Here is a 19,794-nt window from a genome sequence, read left to right on the forward strand (position 1 = left end):
CCGCTTAGCCGTTGGTGCCCGAACCGGCTTCGCTCTGCGCCGTCTCCGGCTGCGGCTTGTCCGCTTCCATCTTCACGAGGCGCACGCGGTCGTTGCGACGCACCTTGACCTGATCCGACACGCGCTGGCGCTTGCTGTCCTTGCCCTTGCGCTCGGTCAGCCCGATCGCGGCAATGATCGCGACCAGCAGCACGAGGCCGGCGATTTCGAACGCGAAGATGTAGTCGGTGTAGATCACCTTGCCGATCAGGCGCGTATTCGACCAGTTGGCCATCTCGCCCGTCGCCATCGCATGCACGGTGTGCGTGTCGCCGTAGCCGCGCCACAGGATCAGCGCGGTTTCGATCACGATGATCGCGCCGACCACGGTCGCCATCGGGACGAAGCGCTTGAAGTCGCGGCGCAGGTAGTCGATGTTGATGTCCAGCATCATCACGACGAACAGGAACAGCACCATCACCGCGCCCACGTAGACCAGAACCAGCAGGATCGCGAGGAACTCCGCTTCGAGCAGCATCCAGATCGCGGCGGCGTTGAAGAACGCCAGCACAAGGAAAAGCGCAGACGCCACCGGGTTGCGCGAAGTGATCACCTTCAGCCCTGATACCACCAGGAGCAGCGCGAAGATGTAGAACAGTACGGTCGTGAATTCCATGATTACCGGTTCATCGTTAGGCCATAGTCAGGCGCGGCTTGCGGAACGCCCGCACCCGTCGCGGCGGCTCGGCCCGTTCATCGTTCATGCCGGGCCGGCACTGCAAACACAATCAACGATACGGCGCGTCGGCAGCCTTCGCCGCGGCGATGTCCTTCTCGTAGCGATCGCCCACCGCGAGCAGCATATCCTTCGTGAAATACAGGTCGCCGCGCTTTTCGCCGTGGTACTCGAGAATCTGCGTCTCGACGATCGAATCGACCGGGCAGCTCTCTTCGCAGAAACCGCAGAAGATGCACTTCGTCAGGTCGATGTCGTAGCGCGTGGTGCGGCGCGTGTTGTCGGCGCGCGTTTCCGATTCGATCGTGATCGCCAGCGCGGGGCACACGGCCTCGCACAGCTTGCACGCGATGCAGCGCTCTTCGCCGTTCTCGTAGCGGCGTAGTGCATGCAGCCCGCGAAAACGCGGCGAAATCGGCGTCTTCTCTTCCGGGAACTGCACGGTGAACTTGCGCTTGAACGTGTAGCGACCGGTCAGCGCGAGCCCCTTCAGCAGCTCGGTCAGGAAGAAGGTCTTAAAGAAGTGTTGGATAGCCGTCATGATTTCGTCCTTACTTCACCCAGATGTTCAGCGGCGACATCATCCAGAAGCCGACCACGACCACCCAGACCACCGTGACGGGCAGGAACACCTTCCAGCCCAGACGCATGATCTGGTCGTAACGGTAGCGCGGGAACGTCGCGCGCACCCAGATGAACACCGACAGCAGCGCGAAGACCTTCAGCACGAGCCAGAAGATGCCCGGGATGAACGACAGGAATTCGAACGGTGCGTCCCAGCCGCCGAGGAACAGCGTCGCCGCCAGCGCCGAGATCACGATCATGTTGATGTACTCGGCGAGGAAGAACAGCGCGAACGCCATGCCCGAGTAATCGATCATGTGACCCGCGACGATCTCCGACTCCCCTTCCACCACGTCAAACGGGTGACGGTTCGTTTCGGCGATGCCCGAGATGAAGTAGACGACGAACGCCGGCAGCAGCGGCAGCCAGTTCCACGACAGGAAGTTCACGCCGTGGCCGGCGAAGAAGCCGTGCTGTTGCGAACCGACGATTTCCGACAGGTTCAGGCTGCCGGCCGTCATCAGCACGAGCACCAGCGCGAAGCCCATCGAGATTTCGTACGACACCATCTGTGCCGCGGCGCGCATTGCACCGAGGAACGCGTACTTCGAGTTCGACGCCCAGCCGGCGAGAATCACCGCGTACACGCCGATCGACGAGATCGCCATCGCGTACAGCAGGCCCGCGTTCACGTTCGCGAGCACGGCTTCGGCCTGGAACGGGATCACTGCCCACACGGCGAATGCCGGCACGACGGTCATCACCGGCGCGATCAGGTACAGCCAGCGGCTGGCGGCGCTCGGCTGGATGACTTCCTTCAGCAGCAGCTTCAGCACGTCGGCGATCGGCTGCAGCAGGCCGCCGGGGCCGACGCGGTTCGGGCCGAGACGCACGTGCATCCAGCCGATCAGCTTGCGTTCCCACAGAATCAGGTACGCGACGCACAGCAGGATGACGACGGAGACGACGAGGATGCGCACGACGGCCCATACCGTCGGCCATGCGAAGCCGAGAAGCTGGGACCCGCCCGCGTTGATCGTATCGAACAAGCTCATTTACGCCTTCTCCACCACCAGTTCACCGGACAGGCTGCCGAGCGCTGCGCCGGCAGGCGTTGCCGCCGACACGCGAACGACCGTCTCCGCAAGATTCGCGTCGCGCACGGCCGGCAACTGCACCGCACGCTCGCCCTGGCGCACGCGCACCGCGTCGCCTTCCTTCAAGCCCAGCTTGTCGAACAGCGCGGCCGGCAGGGCTGCGGCATTCGCCGCCTTCGCGGCGGCCGTCAGGTGCAGCGCACCTGCACGGCGCACGAGCGCGTCGGCGTGATAGATCGGCACATCGGCCAGGCGCTCGAAGCCGCCGTTCGCGGCATTCGCCGCAGCGCGAACCGGCGCGACCGACGTCTGGTTCGACAGACGGCCCGCGACGCCGGCGTCGCCGAGCGCGGCGACACGCACTTCTTCCGCGGTCTCGTATTCGAAGTTCGGCAGGCCGAGCAGGCTGCCGAGCACGCGCAGCACCTTCCAGCCCGGACGCGTGTCGCCGAGCGGACGCACGACGCCGTTGAAGCTCTGCACGGTGCCTTCGGCGTTGATGAACGTGCCGGCCGTTTCCGTGAACGGCGCGACCGGCAGCAGCACGTCGGCGTAGTCGAGGCCGTGCTTGAACGGCGACATCACGACGACCATCTCCGCCTGGTTAAGCGCGGCCAGCGCCTGTGCCGGATCGGCTGTGTCGAATTCCGGCTCGACGTTCAGCAGCACGTAGCCCTTGCGCGGCTGCGCGAACGCTTCGCGTGCATTCAGGCCGCCTTCGCCCGGCAGTGCGCCCACGACGTGCGCACCGACCGTGTTCGCCGCTTCCGTCAGGAAGCCGAACGTGGCGCCGGTGTTCTCGGCGATCCACTGCGCGACGGCGTGCAGCTTCGCGAATTGCGGATGACGGACCGCGACGTTGCCGAGCAGCACCGCGCGGCGGTCGCCGTTCGCGAGCGACTGTGCGACAGCTTGCGCGGCCGGCGATGCGGTGACGCCAGCCAGCGCGTCGGGCAGCGCGACGCCGCGCAGTTGCGCGACGGCGGCGGCGATGCCGGCCAGCTCGTCGAGCCATGCGGACGGTGCAGCAACGATGCGCTGCGCGGTCGGGATCAGTGCATCGTCACCGGTCGCGTGCAGGAAGTGCAGCTTCGCGCCGTTCTTCGCAGCCTGACGCAGGCGCGATGCGAACAGCGGGTGGTCGCGGCGCAGGAACGAACCGACGACGAACGCGGCGTCCACGTTCGACAGGTCGGCGATCGGCATCCCGAGCCACGGTGCGCCCTGGACCGGCGCCGAGAAATCCTGCTGGCGCAGACGGAAGTCGACGTTCGGCGTCTTCAGTTCGCTGGCGAGCTGCTTCACGAGGAACAACTCTTCCGCGGTGCTGTGCGCGCTCGCGAGCATCGCCAGCGCGTTCGCGCCGTGATCCGCGGCGATGCCCTTCAGGCCCTTCGCGACGTATTCGAGCGCGGTTTGCCAGTCGGTTTCGATCCACTGGCCGCCCTGCTTCAGCATCGGCTTCGTCAAGCGCTCTTCGCTGTTGAGGCCTTCATACGAGAAGCGGTCCTTGTCCGAGATCCAGCATTCGTTGATCGCTTCGTTCTCGAACGGCAGCACGCGCATCACGCGGTTGTTCTTCACCTGCACGACGAGGTTCGCGCCGACGGAATCGTGCGGGCTCACCGACTTGCGGCGCGACAGTTCCCACGTACGGGCGCTGTAGCGGAACGGCTTGCTGGTCAGCGCGCCGACCGGGCACAGGTCGATCATGTTGCCCGACAGTTCGGAGTCGACCGTCTTGCCGACGAACGTCGTGATTTCCGAATGCTCGCCGCGGCCCAGCATGCCGAACTCCATCACGCCGGCGATCTCCTGGCCGAAGCGGACGCAGCGCGTGCAGTGGATGCAGCGGGACATTTCTTCCATCGAGATCAGCGGGCCCACGTTCTTGTGGAACACCACGCGCTTTTCTTCCGAGTAGCGCGACGACGACTTGCCGTAGCCGACCGCCAGATCCTGCAGCTGGCATTCGCCGCCCTGATCGCAGATCGGGCAATCGAGCGGGTGATTGATGAGGAGGAATTCCATCACCGACTGCTGCGCCTTGACGGCCTTGTCGGACTGCGTGCGGACGATCATGCCGGCCGACACGGGGGTCGCGCAGGCAGGCACGGCCTTCGGCATCTTCTCGACTTCGACGAGACACATCCGGCAGTTGGCCGCGACCGACAGTTTCTTGTGATAGCAGAAGTGAGGAATGTACGTGTCCGCCTTGTGCGCAGCCTGGATCACCATGCTGCCTTCGGGCACCTCGACCTTCTTGCCGTCTATTTCAAGTTCAACCATGATGGTGAATGGTCCTTAACCTATTTCCGCCCGTTCGCGCGTTCGCCCGACCGTGCGCTCAAATTCCGCAACCGGGTGTTTCGCTTCAGGCCGCCGCAGCCGAAGCCACATGCGGCGCGTGACCGCCGACCATGCAATGCTTGTGCTCGACGTGGTACGCGAATTCGTCCCAGTAGTGCTTGAGCATCCCGCGCACCGGCATCGCCGCCGCATCGCCGAGCGCACAGATCGTGCGGCCCATGATGTTCTCGGCCACCGAGTTCAGCAGGTCCAGATCTTCCTGCCGCCCTTCGCCGTGCTCGATACGGTTCACGACGCGATACAGCCAGCCGGTGCCTTCACGGCACGGCGTGCACTGCCCGCACGATTCCTCGTAGTAGAAGTACGACAGGCGCAGCAGCGAGCGCACCATGCAGCGCGTCTCGTCCATCACGATCACCGCGCCGGAACCGAGCATCGAGCCCGCCTTCGCGATCGAATCGTAGTCGAGATCCGTCTGCATCATGATGTCGCCCGGAATCACCGGCGCCGACGAACCGCCCGGAATCACGGCCTTGATCTTCTTGCCGCCGCGCATCCCGCCGGCGAGCTCCATCAGCGTCGCGAACGGCGTGCCGAGCGGCACTTCGTAGTTGCCCGGACGCTCGACGTCGCCCGACACCGAGAAAATCTTCGTGCCGCCGTTGTTCGGCTTGCCGATCTCGAGGTAATTCTGCGGCCCGATGGACAGCAGGAACGGCACCGCGGCGAACGTCTCGGTGTTGTTGATCGTGGTCGGCTTGCCGTACACGCCGAAGCTCGCCGGGAACGGCGGCTTGAAGCGCGGCTGGCCCTTCTTGCCTTCGAGCGACTCGAGCAGCGCCGTTTCCTCGCCGCAGATGTACGCGCCGTAACCGTGGTGCGCGTGCAGCTGGAACGAGAATTCCGAGCCCATGATGTTGTCGCCGAGGAACCCGGCCGCGCGCGCTTCATCCAGCGCGGCTTCGAAGCGTCGATACACTTCGAAGATCTCGCCGTGGATGTAGTTGTAGCCGACGGTGATGCCCATCGCGTATGCGCCGATGGCCATGCCTTCGATCAGCGCGTGCGGGTTCCAGCGCAGGATGTCGCGATCCTTGAACGTGCCCGGTTCGCCTTCGTCCGAGTTGCAGACGAGGTACTTCTGCCCCGGGAACTGGCGCGGCATGAAGCTCCACTTCAGGCCGGTCGGGAAGCCCGCACCGCCGCGGCCGCGCAGGCCCGACGCCTTCACGTCGGCGATCACCTGCTCGGGCGGAATCTTTTCTTCGAGAATGCGGCGCAGCTGCTTGTAGCCGCCGCGCGCAACGTAGTCTTCGAGGTGCCAGTTCTCGCCGTTCAGACCAGCGAGGATCAGCGGTTTGATGTGACGGTCGTGGAGGGACGTCATTTCGAGAGCTCCTCAAGCAGCTGGTCGATCTTCTCGCGGCTCATGAAGCTGCACATTCTGTGATTGTTCACCAGCAGCACCGGCGCATCGCCGCACGAGCCCATGCATTCGCCTTCCTTCAGCGTGAACTTGCCGTCGGGCGTGGTCTCGCCGAAGCCGATGCCCAGCTTCTGTTTCAGGTAGTCGGCAGTCGCTTCCGCGCCGCCGTGCGGGCCGAGCTGGCACGGCAGGTTCGTGCAGAGCGTGATCTTGTGCTTGCCGACCGGTTTGAGCTCGTACATCGTGTAGAACGTCGCGACTTCCTGCACGGCGACGGCCGGCATGCCGAGATAGTCCGCGACGAACTGCATCAGTTCGGGCGACAGCCAGCCATGCTCTTCCTGAGCCACGGCCAACGCCGACATCACGGCGGACTGTTTCTGATCGGCGGGATACTTCGTCAACGCTCGATCGATTTCCTTCAGGCCTTCAGCTGAGATCATTTTCAGACACGACTCTTTCAATTCCTACCGAACGAACAACCTGCCGCACACTGGGGTGCATGGACGGCAGACCTGGCGCTCACTCTGTTGACAGCTTGCGAAGCCGCGCCGGTTCGGCGCATACCGCTTGTGACTCCGCGTGTGACTGACTGCTCGCCGCCCGCACTCGCGAGCGGCGCAACCATTAGCGATCGATTTCGCCGAACACGATGTCCTGCGTACCGATGATCGTGACGGCGTCGGCGATCATGTGACCGCGCGCCATTTCGTCGAGCGACGCCAGGTGCGCGAAACCCGGCGCGCGAATCTTGAGGCGATACGGCTTGTTGGCGCCATCCGACACGAGATAGATGCCGAACTCGCCCTTCGGATGCTCGACCGCCGCGTACGCTTCGCCTTCCGGCACATGGAAACCTTCGGTGAAGAGCTTGAAATGGTGGATCAAGTCTTCCATGTTGGTCTTCATGCCGACGCGCGACGGCGGGGCAACCTTGTGATTGTCCGTCATCACCGGGCCCGGATTCTTGCGGAGCCACTCAATACACTGTTTCGCGATGCGGATCGACTGGCGCATTTCTTCGACGCGCACCAGATAGCGGTCGTAGCAATCGCCGTTCACGCCGACCGGCACGTCGAAATCCAGCCGGTCGTACACTTCGTAGGGCTGCTTCTTGCGCAGGTCCCACGCGATGCCCGAGCCGCGCAGCATCGGGCCCGTCAGGCCCATCTGCAGCGCACGTTCCGGGCTCACCACGCCGATCCCGACCAGACGCTGTTTCCAGATCCGGTTGTCGGTCAGCAGCGTTTCGTATTCGTCGACGCACTTCGGAAAGCGCGTGAAGAAATCGTCGATGAAGTCGAGCACCGAGCCGCTGCGCGCTTCGTTCATCTTCGCGAGCGCCTTCTCGTTGCGAATCTTCGACGCCTTGTATTGCGGCATTGCGTCAGGCAGATCGCGGTAGACGCCACCCGGACGATAGTAGGCCGCGTGCATCCGGGCGCCGGACACCGCTTCGTACACGTCCATCAGGTCTTCGCGTTCGCGGAACGCGTACAGGAACACGGCCATCGCGCCGACGTCGAGCGCGTGCGCGCCGATCCACATCAGGTGGTTCAGCACGCGCGTGATTTCGTCGAACAGCACGCGGATGTACTGCGCGCGCTCCGGCACGTCGATGCCGAGCAGCTTTTCGATCGCGAGCACGTAGCCGTGCTCGTTGACCATCATCGACACGTAGTCGAGACGGTCCATGTACGGCACGGACTGGATGAAGGTCTTGGATTCCGCGAGCTTTTCCGTCGCGCGGTGCAGCAGGCCGATGTGCGGATCGGCGCGCTGGATGACTTCGCCGTCGAGCTCGAGCACGAGGCGCAGCACGCCGTGCGCTGCCGGGTGCTGCGGGCCGAAGTTGAGCGTGTAGTTCTTGATTTCTGCCATGACGCCCCCTTAATGTTTCAGACCGCCATAGCGATCCTCGCGGATCACGCGCGGCGTGATTTCGCGCGGCTCGATCGTCACCGGCTGGTACACGACCCGCTTCTCTTCCGGGTCGTAACGCATTTCGACGTAGCCCGACACCGGGAAGTCCTTGCGGAACGGGTGGCCGATGAAGCCGTAGTCGGTGAGGATGCGGCGCAGGTCGGGGTGGCCTTCGAACACGATGCCGTACAGGTCGAACGCTTCGCGCTCGTACCAGTTCGCCGAGGTCCAGATGTCGACCAGCGACGCCACGATCGGCAGATCGTCGTCCGGCGCGAACACACGCAGGCGCAGGCGCCAGTTGTTCGTGACCGACAGCAGGTGCGACACGGCCGCGAAGCGCGGGCCGTCGTAGGCGCCGTCGCCGAAGGTCTGGTAGTCGACGCCGCAGAGGTCGATCAGTTGCTCGAAACGGAGCTTCGGATCGTCGCGCAGCGTCTTTGCGACTTCGAGGTAATCGCTCGCCTTCACGACGAGCGTCAGTTCACCGATCGCTTCGGTGAGGCTCACCACGCGCGCGCCGAGCGCGGCTTCGAGGTTTGCCTTGAGAGTCTCGATTTTGCTTGCCATATTGAGGGGACGCTCGGGGCTTTATTGACGGGCGATGGTATTGGTGCGGCGGATCTTCGCCTGAAGCTGGATCACGCCGTAGACCAGCGCCTCGGCCGTGGGCGGACAGCCCGGCACGTAGACGTCGACCGGCACGATCCGGTCGCAGCCGCGGACCACCGAGTACGAGTAGTGGTAGTAGCCACCGCCGTTCGCGCACGACCCCATCGAGATCACCCAGCGCGGCTCGGCCATCTGGTCGTACACGCGACGCAGCGCAGGCGCCATCTTGTTGCACAGCGTGCCGGCGACGATCATCACGTCCGACTGACGCGGGCTCGGACGGAACACGACCCCGAACCGGTCCAGATCGTAACGGGCCGCGCCCGCATGCATCATCTCGACGGCGCAACACGCGAGCCCGAACGTCATCGGCCACAGCGAGCCGGTACGCGTCCAGTTGATCAGCTTGTCAGCCGTCGTGGTGACAAACCCTTCCTTCAAGACCCCTTCGATACTCATTTGCTTTCCACTCCAGACGAGCGACCGAGCGTGGCCGCCCATGCAAACCGGCGATTAACCCATCACTCCCAGTCGAGGCCGCCTTTCTTCCAGATATAGGCAAAGCCCAGCAGGAATTCGAGCAGAAAAATCATCATTGCGATGAAACCCGGCCAGCCGATGTCCCGGAGCGCGACGCCCCACGGGAACAGGAATGCGGTTTCGAGATCGAAGATGATGAACAGGATGGCGACGAGGTAATACCGAACGTCGAACTTCATCCGGGCGTCTTCAAAGGCCTCGAAGCCGCACTCGTACGGTGCGTTCTTCTCGACGTCCGGCTTGTTGGGACCAAGGAGCTTGCCGATGCTGACCAGCGCTATACCTAAACCAGTGCCCACGAGGAGGAACAACAAGACGGGGTAATAGGCTGCGAGGTTCAAGGCAATCCTCTATCGGTTGGTTCTGAGCGTCCGGAGAATACCACTTCCGGCGGAAGGAATCATTTCGGAGTACAGGCGATCGCAAGACAACCGCAAGCCCACCCCACAAATGAAAAATGCCAGCCACTGGAAGCGGCTGGCATTGAGTAACTTTGGTGCCGACGGCGAGACTCGAACTCGCACAGCTTTCGCCACTACCCCCTCAAGATAGCGTGTCTACCAATTTCACCACGTCGGCACTGCATGCAACTCGGGTTGTGCTGCTCGTTCCCGCGAATCGCTTCAAGAATTAAATTCTAACCCGAGTTCAGGATTTGTTCAACGCACAACCGCAAAAAAATTAACTTTTTATTTCGGGACATCCTGGCCCGGCGCGCTTGCGGCCGAACCGGCTGCAGCGGACGCCGCGACCGCCGGCGCCGATGCGGCGGGCGCCGATGCGGCGGGCGCCGATGCCGGCGCGGACGCTGCCATGCCGAGCACACCTGCCGACGGCGTCGACTTGTACGAACCGAGGTACGTCAGCGCGAGCGTCGCGACGAAGAAGATCGCCGCGAGAATGCCCGTCGTGCGCGACAGGAAGTTCGCCGAGCCCGTCGCACCGAACAGGCTGCCCGACGCGCCGCTGCCGAACGCGGCGCCCATGTCGGCACCCTTGCCATGCTGCAGCAGCACGAGCCCGATCACACCGAGCGCAGACAGCACCTGCACCACAATAATCAACGTCTTGAATAACAGCATCACACCCACCCGATTGGATCGGGCGACCGGACCGACCGGCCGCCGTCATGGTTCAATTCGATCTCGGACCGCTCAACGCGCGGCCCGGCAGATCGCCAGGAAATCTTCCGCCTTCAGCGACGCGCCGCCGATCAGGCCGCCGTCGATGTCCGGCTGCGCGAACAGCTCTTCCGCGTTGTCCGGCTTCACGCTGCCGCCGTACAGCACGGACACGTCCGCCGCCCCCTTCGCCGCGAGACGCGTACGCAGGAACGCGTGCACGTCCTGCGCCTGCGCCGACGTCGCGCTCTTGCCCGTACCGATCGCCCAGACCGGCTCGTACGCGACGACGATGCGGGCGGCTTCGTCAGCCGTCAGCACGGCCAGCACCGCGTCGAGCTGCGCACCGACGACCTGCTCGGTCGCACCCGACTCGCGCTCGTCGAGCGTCTCGCCGACGCACACGACCGGCGTGAGGCCTGCCGCGAGCGCGCGTTGCGCTTTCGCGGCGACCGTCTCGCTGCTTTCGCCGTGATACGCGCGACGCTCCGAATGGCCGACGATCGCATACTGCGCACCGAACTCCGCCACCATCGCGGCCGCCACCTCGCCGGTGAACGCGCCTTGCTCGTGCGCGGACACGTCCTGCGCACCGAACGCGACACGCCCCCCGCCGAGTTGCGCCTGAACCTGCGCGAGATACGGGAACGGTACGCACACGCCGATCGACGTTTCAGCCGTCACCGCGCCCGCACCCTGCACCACTTCGCTCAGCAGCGCCTGGTTGCCGGCCAGCCGGCCGTGCATCTTCCAGTTGCCGATCACTCGCTTTGTTCGTTGTTTCGACATCGTGTCTGTCTCGTCACTATCTTGTCATTAACGTGCCGGAACCCGGCCGTCAGGTTGGATCTGGCGAAGCAAACCCGCGATTTTACTGCGCGCGGCTTGAACCGGTCAAACCGCGTATGTCAAGCGCCGCTGCGCGGGCCGTCACGCGTTCGCGCCCCAATCGAGCACGATCTTGCCGATGTGCTCGCCGCTCTCCATCAGCGCATGCGCCTGCGCGGCGTCGCCGGCCGGCAGCACACGATAAATCACGGGCTTGATGCGACCGTCGGCCAGCAGCGGCCACACGCGCGCCTTCAACTGCGCGGCGATGCGTGCCTTGAACTCGACCGGGCGCGGGCGCAGCGTCGAGCCCGTCACCGTCAGCCGGCGGCGCAGGATCTCGCTCAGGTTGACCTCGGCCTTCGCGCCGCCGAGCAGCGCGATCAGCACGAGACGACCGCCGTCCGCGAGCGCGGACAGCTCGCGCGGCACGTACGAGCCCGCCACCATGTCGAGGATCACGTCGACGCCGCGATCGTGCGTCAGCGACTTCACGACTTCGACGAAGTCTTCGGTCTTGTAGTCGATCGCGCGCTCCGCGCCAAGCGCCTCGCACGCGCGGCACTTGTCGGCGGTGCCGGCCGTCGCGAACACGCGGAAACCGAGCGCATGCGCGATCTGGATCGCCGTCACGCCGATGCCGCTGGAGCCGCCCTGCACGAGCAGCGTCTCCTGCTCGCCGCCCTCGCCCGCGCCGAGCCGCGCACGGTCGAACACGTTGCTCCACACGGTGAAAAACGTTTCGGGCAACGATGCGGCCTCGATATCGGTGAGGCCCTCCGGCACCGGCAGGCACTGCGGCAGCGGCGCGACCGCGTATTCGGCATAGCCGCCGCCCGCAAGCAGCGCGCACACGCGATCGCCGAGCTTCAGGCCGAACGGGTTCAACGCCGCATCGGACACATCCCCGCCGACGATCTCGCCCGCGACCTCGAGGCCCGGCAGATCCGACGCACCCGGCGGCGGCGCATAGGCGCCCTTGCGCTGGAACACGTCGGGCCGGTTCACGCCGGCAGCCGCCACCTTGATCAGCACCTCGCCGCGCTTCGGTTCGGGGCGCGGACGCTCCGCGAGCTTCAGCACGTCGGGGGCGCCGAATTCGGTGATTTCGATGGCTTTCATGGTGAAAATCGCTCCAGGATCGGAATCGGATGGCGCACCCGTGCGCACGGCGGCGGGCGCCTCGCCGGCGCTGCTGCGCCGCACAACGATGCTACAGAAAAAACGGCCGGCACGCTTTCGCACTGCCGGCCGTTGGTCCGCCTGTCCGCTTACTGCTGCGGCGGCGTATCCGACTGCGCTGCCGCCGCTGCTTCATTCAGCAGCGCCTTGGCCGACAGACGCACGCGGCCCTTCTCGTCCGTCTGGATCACCTTGACCTTCACCTGCTGGCCTTCCTTCAGGTAGTCGTTGATGTCCTTCACGCGCTCGTTGACGATTTCCGAGATGTGCAGCAGGCCGTCCTTGCCCGGCAGCAGGTTCACGATCGCGCCGAAATCGAGCAGCTTGAGCACCGTGCCTTCGTACACCTGGCCGACTTCGATTTCAGCGGTGATCTGCTCGATGCGCTTCTTCGCTTCGGCCATGCCTTCGCTGCTCGTGCTCGCGATCGTCACGACGCCGTCGTCCGAGATGTCGATCGTCGTGCCCGTTTCTTCGGTCAGCGCGCGGATCACCGAACCGCCCTTGCCGATCACGTCGCGGATCTTTTCCGGGTTGATCTTGACCGTGATCATGCGCGGCGCGAATTCCGACAGTTGCGTGTTCGCACCCGACACAGCCGACGTCATCTTGCCGAGGATGTGCATGCGGCCTTCCTTCGCCTGCGCGAGCGCGACCTGCATGATTTCCTTCGTGATGCCCTGGATCTTGATGTCCATCTGCAGCGCCGTCACGCCTTGCTCCGTGCCGGCCACCTTGAAGTCCATGTCGCCGAGGTGATCTTCGTCGCCGAGGATGTCGGTCAGCACCGCGAACTTGTTGCCTTCGAGGATCAGGCCCATCGCGATACCCGCGACGTGCGCCTTCATCGGCACGCCGGCGTCCATCAGCGCGAGGCAGCCGCCGCACACCGACGCCATCGACGACGAACCGTTCGATTCGGTGATTTCCGACACGACGCGGATCGAGTAGCCGAATTCGTCGGCGCTCGGCAGGCACTTGACCAGCGCGCGCTTAGCCAGCCGGCCGTGGCCGATTTCGCGACGCTTCGGCGAGCCGACGCGGCCCGTTTCGCCGGTCGCGAACGGGGGCATGTTGTAGTGGAGCATGAAGCGCTCGCGGTATTCGCCTTCGAGCGCGTCGATGATCTGCTCGTCACCCTTCGTGCCGAGCGTCGCGACGACCAGCGCCTGCGTTTCGCCGCGCGTGAACAGCGCCGAGCCGTGGGTACGCGGCAGCACTCCGGTGCGGATCTCGATCGGGCGCACGGTGCGCGTGTCGCGGCCGTCGATGCGCGGCTCGCCGTTCAGGATCTGCGAACGGACGATCTTCGCCTCGATGTCGAACAGCACGTTGCCGACCGTGGCCTTGTCGGCCGCGACCGTACCGGCCGCCAGCGCGTCTTCCTCGAGCTTCGCCGACGTCGCCGCGTAGACTTCCTTCAGCTTCGCCGAACGCGCCTGCTTGTCGCGCAGCTGGTAAGCGGCGAGCAGATCGTTCTGCGCCAGCTCGGTCACGCGTGCGATCAGCGCCTCGTTCTTCGGCGCCGGCTGCCAGTCCCACTCGGGCTTGCCGCCGTCGCGCACCAGTTCGTGGATCGCGTCGATCGCGATCTGCATCTGCTCGTGGCCGAACACAACGGCGCCCAGCATCACTTCTTCCGACAGTTGATCGGCTTCCGACTCGACCATCAGCACGGCGCGCTCCGTACCCGCGACGACGAGGTCGAGGCTCGATGCCTTGAGCTGGTCACGCGTCGGGTTCAGCACGTACGCGTTGTCGATGTACGCCACGCGCGCGGCACCGACCGGGCCGTTGAACGGCAGGCCCGACACGGCGAGCGCGGCGGATGCGCCGATCAGCGCGGGGATGTCCGCCGGGATTTCCGGGTTCACGGACAGCACGTGGATCACGACCTGGACTTCGTTGTAGAAGCCTTCCGGGAACAGCGGGCGCAGCGGACGGTCGATCAGGCGCGACGTCAGCGTTTCATGCTCCGACGGACGGCCTTCGCGGCGGAAGAAGCCGCCCGGGATCTTGCCGGCCGAGTAGGTCTTCTCGAGGTAGTCGACGGTCAGCGGGAAGAAATCCTGGCCCGGCTTCGCCGACTTCGCGCCGACGACGGTTGCCAGCACGACGGTGTCTTCGACGTCGACGATCACGGCGCCGCTCGCCTGGCGGGCGACTTCACCGGTTTCGAGGCGCACCTTGTGCTGGCCCCATTGGAATTCCTTCACGACCTTGTTGAACATGGACATGGTTGCTCCTTTGTATTCATGCATTTCATTCGCCGCGCCGGCCTTCCCGCGCGGCGGCGTCCCGACCGAATCACCCGGAGCAAGGTGTGTTTTTTATGCCATTCCAGCGCGGCGCTCATGCAGCGACGCGCTGGAATGACACAAATCCTGCCCCGGTATCGGTCGTGGCGGCGACCCCGTACGAACGTGCGGGACCGCCTGCGATGCGTGTGACGCTACGCACCGCGCAAAAACAAAATGCCTGTATCAGCGGACTGACACAGGCATCTTGCTGGCGGCAATCGCCTCGATTACTTACGCAGACCCAGCTTCTCGATCAGTGCGCGGTAACGGTCGGCATCCTTGCCCTTGAGGTAGTCGAGCAGCTTGCGGCGGCGGCTCACCATGCGCAGCAGGCCGCGGCGGCTGTGGTGATCCTTCGCGTGGGTCTTGAAGTGACCCGTCAGTTCGACGATACGTGCGGTCAGCAGTGCGACCTGGACTTCGGGCGACCCCGTGTCGTTGGTACCGCGGGCGAACTGAGCAACGACTTCCGACTTCTTGATATCTGCAACAGACATGTGATTTCCTTTCTAACTGAACAGGCGGACACGGAAGAATGGCCGTGCCGTGACTTACAACCGGCGCGCATTGTAGCACAACTCGGCGCCATTCTTGGCGCTTCCCGTCACGGGCGCGTCATCGAGCACGTCGACGGCATCTCCGTGCGTTGCGCCGGCACCGCGAGCACCGTCCGGAAGCCGTAGCCCGCCCCCTCGTTGTCGAAGCGCACGCCCGGCGTGCCGGCCTTGTCCATTTCCATCACGTAAAGGGGCTGGATCAGCTGGTGATCCTGCGCGCGCATCCGCGACGCGTGGAAGCCGTCGTCGAACGACAGCCCCTCGAGCGCACGCGCGACCGCGACGGGGTCGGCCGACCCCGCGCGGCTCATCGCGGCGCCCAGCATCTGGATCATCTGGCTCATCCGCCGCACCGGGTAGTCGTCCTGCGCGGCAGGGAAACGGGTCCGGAACGCGCGGTAGAACGCGTCGGACGGGGCGCCGCCCGCGTTCGGGTGCCAGTCGGCCACCGCCACGACGCGGCCGACACCCGCGTCGCCCAAGGCCGCCGGCGCGCCGAGGCTGTTGCCGTAGAACGTATAGAACTTCGCGTTCAGCCCTTGTTCGCGCGCCGCCTTCACGAGCAGCGTGAGGTCGTTGCCCCAGTTGCCGGTCACGACGGCGTCCGCGCCGCTGGCACGGATCTTCGCGATATACGGCGAGAAATCCTTGATCCGGCCGATCGGATGGAATTCGTCGCCGGCGATCGTCACGTCCGGGCGCCGCGCGGCCAGCGCCTGCCGCGCGAGGGTGCTGACGTCGTGACCGAAGCTGTAGTCCTGGTTCAACAGATAGACCTTGCGCAGCGCCCGATCGCGCGCCATCACGTCCGCGAGCGCCGCCATCCGCATGCCGGCATGCGCATCGAAGCGGAAATGCCAGAAACTGCAGCGCGCGCCGGTCAGCGCCGGATCGTCGGCCGAGTAGTTCAGGAACAGCATCCGGTTGTCCGGATCGCGTGCGTTCAGCTTGTCGAGCGCCTCGACGAGCGCGGCCGCGACGGCCGAGCTGTTGCCCTGCGCGACGAAGCCGACATGCCGGTCGGCGGCCGCGCGCAACTGCACGAGCGCCTCCTCCGGGCTACCCTTGCTGTCCAGCACGACGAGCTCGAGCGGATGCGCGCCGTCGCGCAGCTTCACGCCGCCCGCCGCGTTGACCTGCTCGACGCCGAAGCGCAGGTTGCGCTCGACCGCCGCGCCCGCGTTCGCGAACGGGCCCGACATCCCTTCGATCAGCGCGATCCGCACCGGCTCGCCGCCGGCAAACGCGGACGACACCAGCATCCACCCCGCGCTCCACGCGAGCGCGCATCGCTTCCATCCCTGCATCGGCCACCTGCCCTTCAATCTGCCCGAGAAGCGCGGATCATAGGCCGCCGCGCCCGTCGCCCGCAAGCGCGACGGCCCGCGACCCGCACCGATTTTTTCCGCCCGATGCGCGATCGCGCGCCGTCCGTGATAAAACGGGACTTGTTTCCGTGTTCTGGAGAATCCGATGCGCTTTCGCATTCCCGCGCGCCTGCCGGTGCTGGCCGCCTGCGCGGCCGCGCTGCTGGCCGGTTGCGCGCAACCGTGGCAGCAATACCAGGCCGGCCAGGACGAATCGGCGATCGTCGCGCGCATGGGCCCGCCGCGCGAGATCTACGACCTGCCGGGCGGCGGCAAGCGCCTGATGTGGCCGACCCAGCCGATGGGCGAGATCACGGTCGCGGCCGACGTCGACGCGGCCCACCGGATCGTCAACGTGCGCCAGGTGCTGCAGCCGAGCGAGTTCTATCGCGCGGAGATCGGCAAGTGGACGAAGACCGACGTCCTCGTCAATTTCGGACGCCCGGTCGAGACCTCCTACTTTCCGCTGATGAAGCGCGAGGTGTGGACGTACCGGTATCTCGAGGACAACGTCTGGTACATGATGTACAGCTTCTACTTCGATCCGCAGGGCATCCTGCGCACCACGCAGAAAACGCCGGATCCGCTGCACGATCCCGATCGCCGCAATCTGTTCTGACCGATTGCGCATTGACGCGCAATTGTCGCAATGGCCATTCACGAATAATTGCGTGAATGGCCATTTCATTTTTTCCGTCGCCTTATTTAATTTCACGAATAAGACGGAAAACTTTTCCGATCATTAACGTTTCGATGGCAATACCCTGAACCTCCCGTCATGCGGCGCCTGCGCATAAACAAGCATACCCCGCGCATCTCATGCGTCTCGCTGGTGCATGCAATGCACTACGCCCAGTCAATTTGAAACAATTTGTTTCAACCCACCCGGAGTGCTAGGGCATACCCCTAATATCAGTCGAAATCGAACCTTTCAACTTAGAAAGAATGTCGGTACGCCATTTCGATCGATATTTATTCGCCTTGTTCATAAAGGAGTCCTCATGAACCGCCCCAAGAGCATGCTGGTTGCCAACATTGCCTGGGCCCGCGAGACGCGCGAACACGCGCCCGGCTTCTTCGACGCGCTCGCGCGCGGCCAGAACCCGCGCGTACTGTGGATCGGCTGCGCCGACAGCCGCGTGCCGGCCGAAACCATCACGCACTGCGCGCCCGGCGAGCTGTTCGTCCATCGCAACATCGCGAACCTGTTCCAACCGGACGACGACAATTCCGCCAGCGTGCTCGAGTACGCAGTGCGGGTGCTGAAGGTCGACCACGTGATCGTGTGCGGTCACTACGGGTGCGGCGGCGTGCGCGCATCGCTGCTGCCGCCCCCCGCCGACCTGCCGCACGTCGCGCGCCGCATCGCGCCGCTCTGCGCGCTCGCGCGGCGCCATCGCGACACGCTCGACGGGCTCGACGACCTGGCCGCCGCCGATCGCCTCGCCGAGCTGAACGTGCTCGAGCAGGTGCGGCTGCTGCGCGCGTCGCCGATCGTGCGCGGCCGCGAACGGCCGCCGCTCGTGCACGGCTGGATCTTTTCGCTCGCCGACGGCCGCCTGAAGGAGCTCGATTCCGGCTATGCAGCACCGCCGGCCGAAGCCGAGCCCGAGCCCGTTGCTGCCGCCGCCGCGCTCGGTTGACCCGCGCCCTGCCTCCTCCACGCCAACGAAACCGCCCAACCATGAAACTGAACGAGCGCCTGTCCACCCTGCCGCGCGACATCGTCGCCGGCATCGTCGTTTTCCTCGTCGCGCTGCCGCTCTGTCTCGGCATCGCCAATGCCTCCGGCGTCGAACCATTCGCCGGGCTCGTGTCCGGCATCGTCGGCGGCATCGTCGTCGCGCTGCTGAGCGGGTCCTCGTTGTCCGTCAGCGGGCCGGCCGCCGGCCTCGTCGTGATCGTCGTCGAAGGCATCGCGCAACTCGGCAGCTTCTCCGCGTTCCTGCTCGCGGTGCTGCTGTCCGGCGTGCTGCAATTCGGCTTCGGCATGCTGCGTGCCGGCCGCTTCGCCGCCTACGTGCCGTCGCCCGTCATCAAGGGCATGCTCGCCGCGATTGGCCTGCTGCTGATCGTGAAGCAGGTTCCGTTCGCATTCGGCATCGGCGGCACGGCCTCGCAATCGTTTGCGAACTGGCTGGCGCAGCCGACCGCATGGGCCGCCACGGCGATCGCGCTTGCGTCGCTGGCGCTGCTGATCGCGTGGGACACGCCGGCACTCAAGCGCTTCGCATGGGTACGTTCGGTACCCGCCCCGCTTGCGGTCGTCGTGCTCGGCATCGGCGCGACGCTCGTGCTCGGCATGGTCGCACCGGCGGCCGCACCGGGCGCCGCACATCGCGTCACGCTGCCCGAATTCGACTCGTTCGCGGCGCTCGCGGCATCGCTCAAGCATGCGGAACTCGGTCCGAACTTCGCGCACCTGGTCAATCCGGACGTCTGGCGGGTTGCGATCACGCTCGCGGTCGTCGCGAGCCTCGAGACGCTGCTGTGCCTCGAAGCAGTCGAACAGATCGATCCGAAGCGGCGGCCGACGCAACCCGATCGGGAACTGAAGGCCCAGGGCGTCGGCAATCTGGTCGCGGGCGCGGTCGGCGGCCTGCCGATCACGTCGGTGATCGTGCGCAGTTCGGCCAACGTCAACGCCGGCGCGCAAAGCCGGATGTCCGCGATCGTGCACGGGATCCTGCTGCTCGCGAGCGTGTTCGCGCTCACCGGCCTGATCAACCTGATCCCGCTCGCGAGCCTGGCCGCGATCCTGATCCACACCGGTCTGAAGCTCGCGAAACCGGCGCTGTTCCGCTCGGTGATGAAGCAAGGCCCGGCCGCGTTCGCGCCGTTCGCCGCGACGATCGTCGGCGTGCTCGCAGTCGATCTGCTGTTCGGCATCGCGCTCGGCCTCGCGTGCAGCGTGCTGGCCGTCGCCGTCGCGAACCTGAAGAGCCCCGTCACGCTCGCGCAGCATGACGACCACTTCCTGCTGTCGTTCCGCAAGGACGTGTCGTTTCTGGGCAAGGTGCAGGTCAAGCACCACCTGCGGCACATTCCGGACCGGGCGGCGGTGATCATCGATGCGACGCGCGCCGACTACATCGATCACGACGTGCTCGAGCTGCTCGATGCGTTCGTCGCCGATGCGCCGCGGCGCGGGATCGCGGTCGAGTTCCGCCGTCGCCAGCCGGCGGCACGCGCGGCGGCACGCCGCTGGCTGTTCCGCGCGCCGGCCGCCGAATGAGCGGCCAATGAAAAAAC

Annotated in this window: 19 protein-coding genes and 1 tRNA gene; 3 read left to right on the forward strand and 17 right to left on the reverse strand. The window is 65.3% G+C overall.

Annotated elements, in window-relative coordinates; translation table 11 throughout:
- Nucleotides 1-4: 4 nt before the first annotated feature.
- From CFB49_RS12345 to CFB49_RS12425, 17 genes are all read right to left on the reverse strand, one after another.
- Complete coding sequence (locus tag CFB49_RS12345; protein ID WP_011545812.1) at nt 5-655, reverse strand: NADH-quinone oxidoreductase subunit J; 651 nt, start codon at nt 653-655, stop codon at nt 5-7.
- Between the two features lie 112 nt (nt 656-767).
- The gene (nuoI, locus tag CFB49_RS12350) at nt 768-1,256 is read right to left on the reverse strand and encodes an NADH-quinone oxidoreductase subunit NuoI (protein WP_006484869.1); all 489 of its coding nucleotides are present in this window, start codon (nt 1,254-1,256) and stop codon (nt 768-770) included.
- A gap of 10 nt (nt 1,257-1,266) precedes the next feature.
- A complete protein-coding gene (nuoH, locus tag CFB49_RS12355; RefSeq protein WP_069618166.1) occupies nt 1,267-2,334 on the reverse strand; it encodes an NADH-quinone oxidoreductase subunit NuoH in 1,068 nt (355 codons plus the stop codon).
- Entirely contained in the window at nt 2,335-4,665 is a 2,331-nt protein-coding gene (gene nuoG, locus CFB49_RS12360; protein WP_069618165.1) for an NADH-quinone oxidoreductase subunit NuoG, read from the reverse strand.
- An 85-nt stretch (nt 4,666-4,750) separates the two neighbouring features.
- Nucleotides 4,751-6,073 carry an NADH-quinone oxidoreductase subunit NuoF gene (gene nuoF / locus CFB49_RS12365; RefSeq protein ID WP_017331620.1) on the reverse strand — a complete coding sequence of 441 codons (1,323 nt, stop codon included), beginning with the start codon at nt 6,071-6,073 and terminating at the stop codon, nt 4,751-4,753.
- A complete protein-coding gene (gene nuoE, locus CFB49_RS12370; protein ID WP_006478266.1) occupies nt 6,070-6,555 on the reverse strand; it encodes an NADH-quinone oxidoreductase subunit NuoE in 486 nt (161 codons plus the stop codon). Before nuoE ends, nuoF begins: the two co-directional genes overlap by 4 nt.
- Nucleotides 6,556-6,739: 184 nt before the next feature.
- Nucleotides 6,740-7,993, reverse strand: coding sequence for an NADH-quinone oxidoreductase subunit D (locus tag CFB49_RS12375; protein ID WP_009694120.1), 1,254 nt, complete (start codon nt 7,991-7,993; stop codon nt 6,740-6,742).
- Between the two features lie 9 nt (nt 7,994-8,002).
- Complete coding sequence (locus tag CFB49_RS12380; protein ID WP_034207966.1) at nt 8,003-8,605, reverse strand: NADH-quinone oxidoreductase subunit C; 603 nt, start codon at nt 8,603-8,605, stop codon at nt 8,003-8,005.
- A gap of 21 nt (nt 8,606-8,626) precedes the next feature.
- Nucleotides 8,627-9,106 (reverse strand): NuoB/complex I 20 kDa subunit family protein, encoded by a 480-nt coding sequence (locus tag CFB49_RS12385; RefSeq protein WP_006398799.1) that lies wholly within the window; start codon nt 9,104-9,106, stop codon nt 8,627-8,629.
- A gap of 62 nt (nt 9,107-9,168) precedes the next feature.
- Nucleotides 9,169-9,528, reverse strand: coding sequence for an NADH-quinone oxidoreductase subunit A (locus CFB49_RS12390; RefSeq protein WP_006398798.1), 360 nt, complete (start codon nt 9,526-9,528; stop codon nt 9,169-9,171).
- Between the two features lie 153 nt (nt 9,529-9,681).
- Nucleotides 9,682-9,766, reverse strand: a tRNA-Leu gene (locus CFB49_RS12395).
- 110 nt (nt 9,767-9,876) lie between these two features.
- A complete protein-coding gene (secG, locus tag CFB49_RS12400; protein ID WP_089491490.1) occupies nt 9,877-10,269 on the reverse strand; it encodes a preprotein translocase subunit SecG in 393 nt (130 codons plus the stop codon).
- Between the two features lie 72 nt (nt 10,270-10,341).
- Nucleotides 10,342-11,097, reverse strand: coding sequence for a triose-phosphate isomerase (gene tpiA, locus CFB49_RS12405; RefSeq protein WP_069618162.1), 756 nt, complete (start codon nt 11,095-11,097; stop codon nt 10,342-10,344).
- 141 nt (nt 11,098-11,238) lie between these two features.
- Complete coding sequence (locus CFB49_RS12410; RefSeq protein WP_089491491.1) at nt 11,239-12,258, reverse strand: NAD(P)H-quinone oxidoreductase; 1,020 nt, start codon at nt 12,256-12,258, stop codon at nt 11,239-11,241.
- A gap of 149 nt (nt 12,259-12,407) precedes the next feature.
- Nucleotides 12,408-14,555 carry a polyribonucleotide nucleotidyltransferase gene (pnp, locus tag CFB49_RS12415; RefSeq protein WP_050016459.1) on the reverse strand — a complete coding sequence of 716 codons (2,148 nt, stop codon included), beginning with the start codon at nt 14,553-14,555 and terminating at the stop codon, nt 12,408-12,410.
- A 290-nt stretch (nt 14,556-14,845) separates the two neighbouring features.
- On the reverse strand, nt 14,846-15,115 hold the full coding sequence (gene rpsO, locus CFB49_RS12420) for a 30S ribosomal protein S15 (RefSeq protein WP_006398792.1): 270 nt from the start codon (nt 15,113-15,115) through the stop codon (nt 14,846-14,848).
- A gap of 107 nt (nt 15,116-15,222) precedes the next feature.
- Complete coding sequence (locus CFB49_RS12425) at nt 15,223-16,482, reverse strand: branched-chain amino acid ABC transporter substrate-binding protein (RefSeq protein ID WP_089491492.1); 1,260 nt, start codon at nt 16,480-16,482, stop codon at nt 15,223-15,225.
- Nucleotides 16,483-16,648: 166 nt separating this feature from the next.
- On the opposite strand from CFB49_RS12425, the gene CFB49_RS12430 reads away from it, so the two are divergent.
- The 3 genes from CFB49_RS12430 (at nt 16,649) to CFB49_RS12440 (ending at nt 19,777) form a co-directional block, all read left to right on the forward strand.
- On the forward strand, nt 16,649-17,161 hold the full coding sequence (locus CFB49_RS12430; RefSeq protein ID WP_089435393.1) for a hypothetical protein: 513 nt from the start codon (nt 16,649-16,651) through the stop codon (nt 17,159-17,161).
- A gap of 382 nt (nt 17,162-17,543) precedes the next feature.
- Nucleotides 17,544-18,185 (forward strand): carbonic anhydrase, encoded by a 642-nt coding sequence (locus CFB49_RS12435; RefSeq protein ID WP_089435394.1) that lies wholly within the window; start codon nt 17,544-17,546, stop codon nt 18,183-18,185.
- A 41-nt stretch (nt 18,186-18,226) separates the two neighbouring features.
- Nucleotides 18,227-19,777, forward strand: a complete 1,551-nt coding sequence (locus CFB49_RS12440; RefSeq protein ID WP_069618156.1) for a SulP family inorganic anion transporter — start codon at nt 18,227-18,229, stop codon at nt 19,775-19,777.
- The last annotated feature ends 17 nt before the right edge of the window (nt 19,778-19,794 follow it).

The sequence above is a fragment of the Burkholderia sp. AU17457 genome, from assembly GCF_002223255.1.
Taxonomy (GTDB): Bacteria; Pseudomonadota; Gammaproteobacteria; order Burkholderiales; family Burkholderiaceae; genus Burkholderia; species Burkholderia sola.

Bases quoted from the DNA above. Each gene is read 5' to 3' on its own strand.
- CFB49_RS12345 (WP_011545812.1), bottom strand. From the start codon at position 655: ATGGAATTCACGACCGTACTGTTCTACATCTTCGCGCTGCTCCTGGTG.
- nuoI (WP_006484869.1), bottom strand. From the start codon at position 1,256: ATGACGGCTATCCAACACTTCTTTAAGACCTTCTTCCTGACCGAGCTG.
- nuoH (WP_069618166.1), bottom strand. From the start codon at position 2,334: ATGAGCTTGTTCGATACGATCAACGCGGGCGGGTCCCAGCTTCTCGGC.
- nuoG (WP_069618165.1), bottom strand. From the start codon at position 4,665: ATGGTTGAACTTGAAATAGACGGCAAGAAGGTCGAGGTGCCCGAAGGC.
- nuoF (WP_017331620.1), bottom strand. From the start codon at position 6,073: ATGACGTCCCTCCACGACCGTCACATCAAACCGCTGATCCTCGCTGGT.
- nuoE (WP_006478266.1), bottom strand. From the start codon at position 6,555: ATGATCTCAGCTGAAGGCCTGAAGGAAATCGATCGAGCGTTGACGAAG.
- CFB49_RS12375 (WP_009694120.1), bottom strand. From the start codon at position 7,993: ATGGCAGAAATCAAGAACTACACGCTCAACTTCGGCCCGCAGCACCCG.
- CFB49_RS12380 (WP_034207966.1), bottom strand. From the start codon at position 8,605: ATGGCAAGCAAAATCGAGACTCTCAAGGCAAACCTCGAAGCCGCGCTC.
- CFB49_RS12385 (WP_006398799.1), bottom strand. From the start codon at position 9,106: ATGAGTATCGAAGGGGTCTTGAAGGAAGGGTTTGTCACCACGACGGCT.
- secG (WP_089491490.1), bottom strand. From the start codon at position 10,269: ATGCTGTTATTCAAGACGTTGATTATTGTGGTGCAGGTGCTGTCTGCG.
- tpiA (WP_069618162.1), bottom strand. From the start codon at position 11,097: ATGTCGAAACAACGAACAAAGCGAGTGATCGGCAACTGGAAGATGCAC.
- CFB49_RS12410 (WP_089491491.1), bottom strand. From the start codon at position 12,258: ATGAAAGCCATCGAAATCACCGAATTCGGCGCCCCCGACGTGCTGAAG.
- pnp (WP_050016459.1), bottom strand. From the start codon at position 14,555: ATGTCCATGTTCAACAAGGTCGTGAAGGAATTCCAATGGGGCCAGCAC.
- rpsO (WP_006398792.1), bottom strand. From the start codon at position 15,115: ATGTCTGTTGCAGATATCAAGAAGTCGGAAGTCGTTGCTCAGTTCGCC.
- CFB49_RS12425 (WP_089491492.1), bottom strand. From the start codon at position 16,482: ATGCAGGGATGGAAGCGATGCGCGCTCGCGTGGAGCGCGGGGTGGATG.
- CFB49_RS12430 (WP_089435393.1), top strand. From the start codon at position 16,649: ATGCGCTTTCGCATTCCCGCGCGCCTGCCGGTGCTGGCCGCCTGCGCG.
- CFB49_RS12435 (WP_089435394.1), top strand. From the start codon at position 17,544: ATGAACCGCCCCAAGAGCATGCTGGTTGCCAACATTGCCTGGGCCCGC.
- CFB49_RS12440 (WP_069618156.1), top strand. From the start codon at position 18,227: ATGAAACTGAACGAGCGCCTGTCCACCCTGCCGCGCGACATCGTCGCC.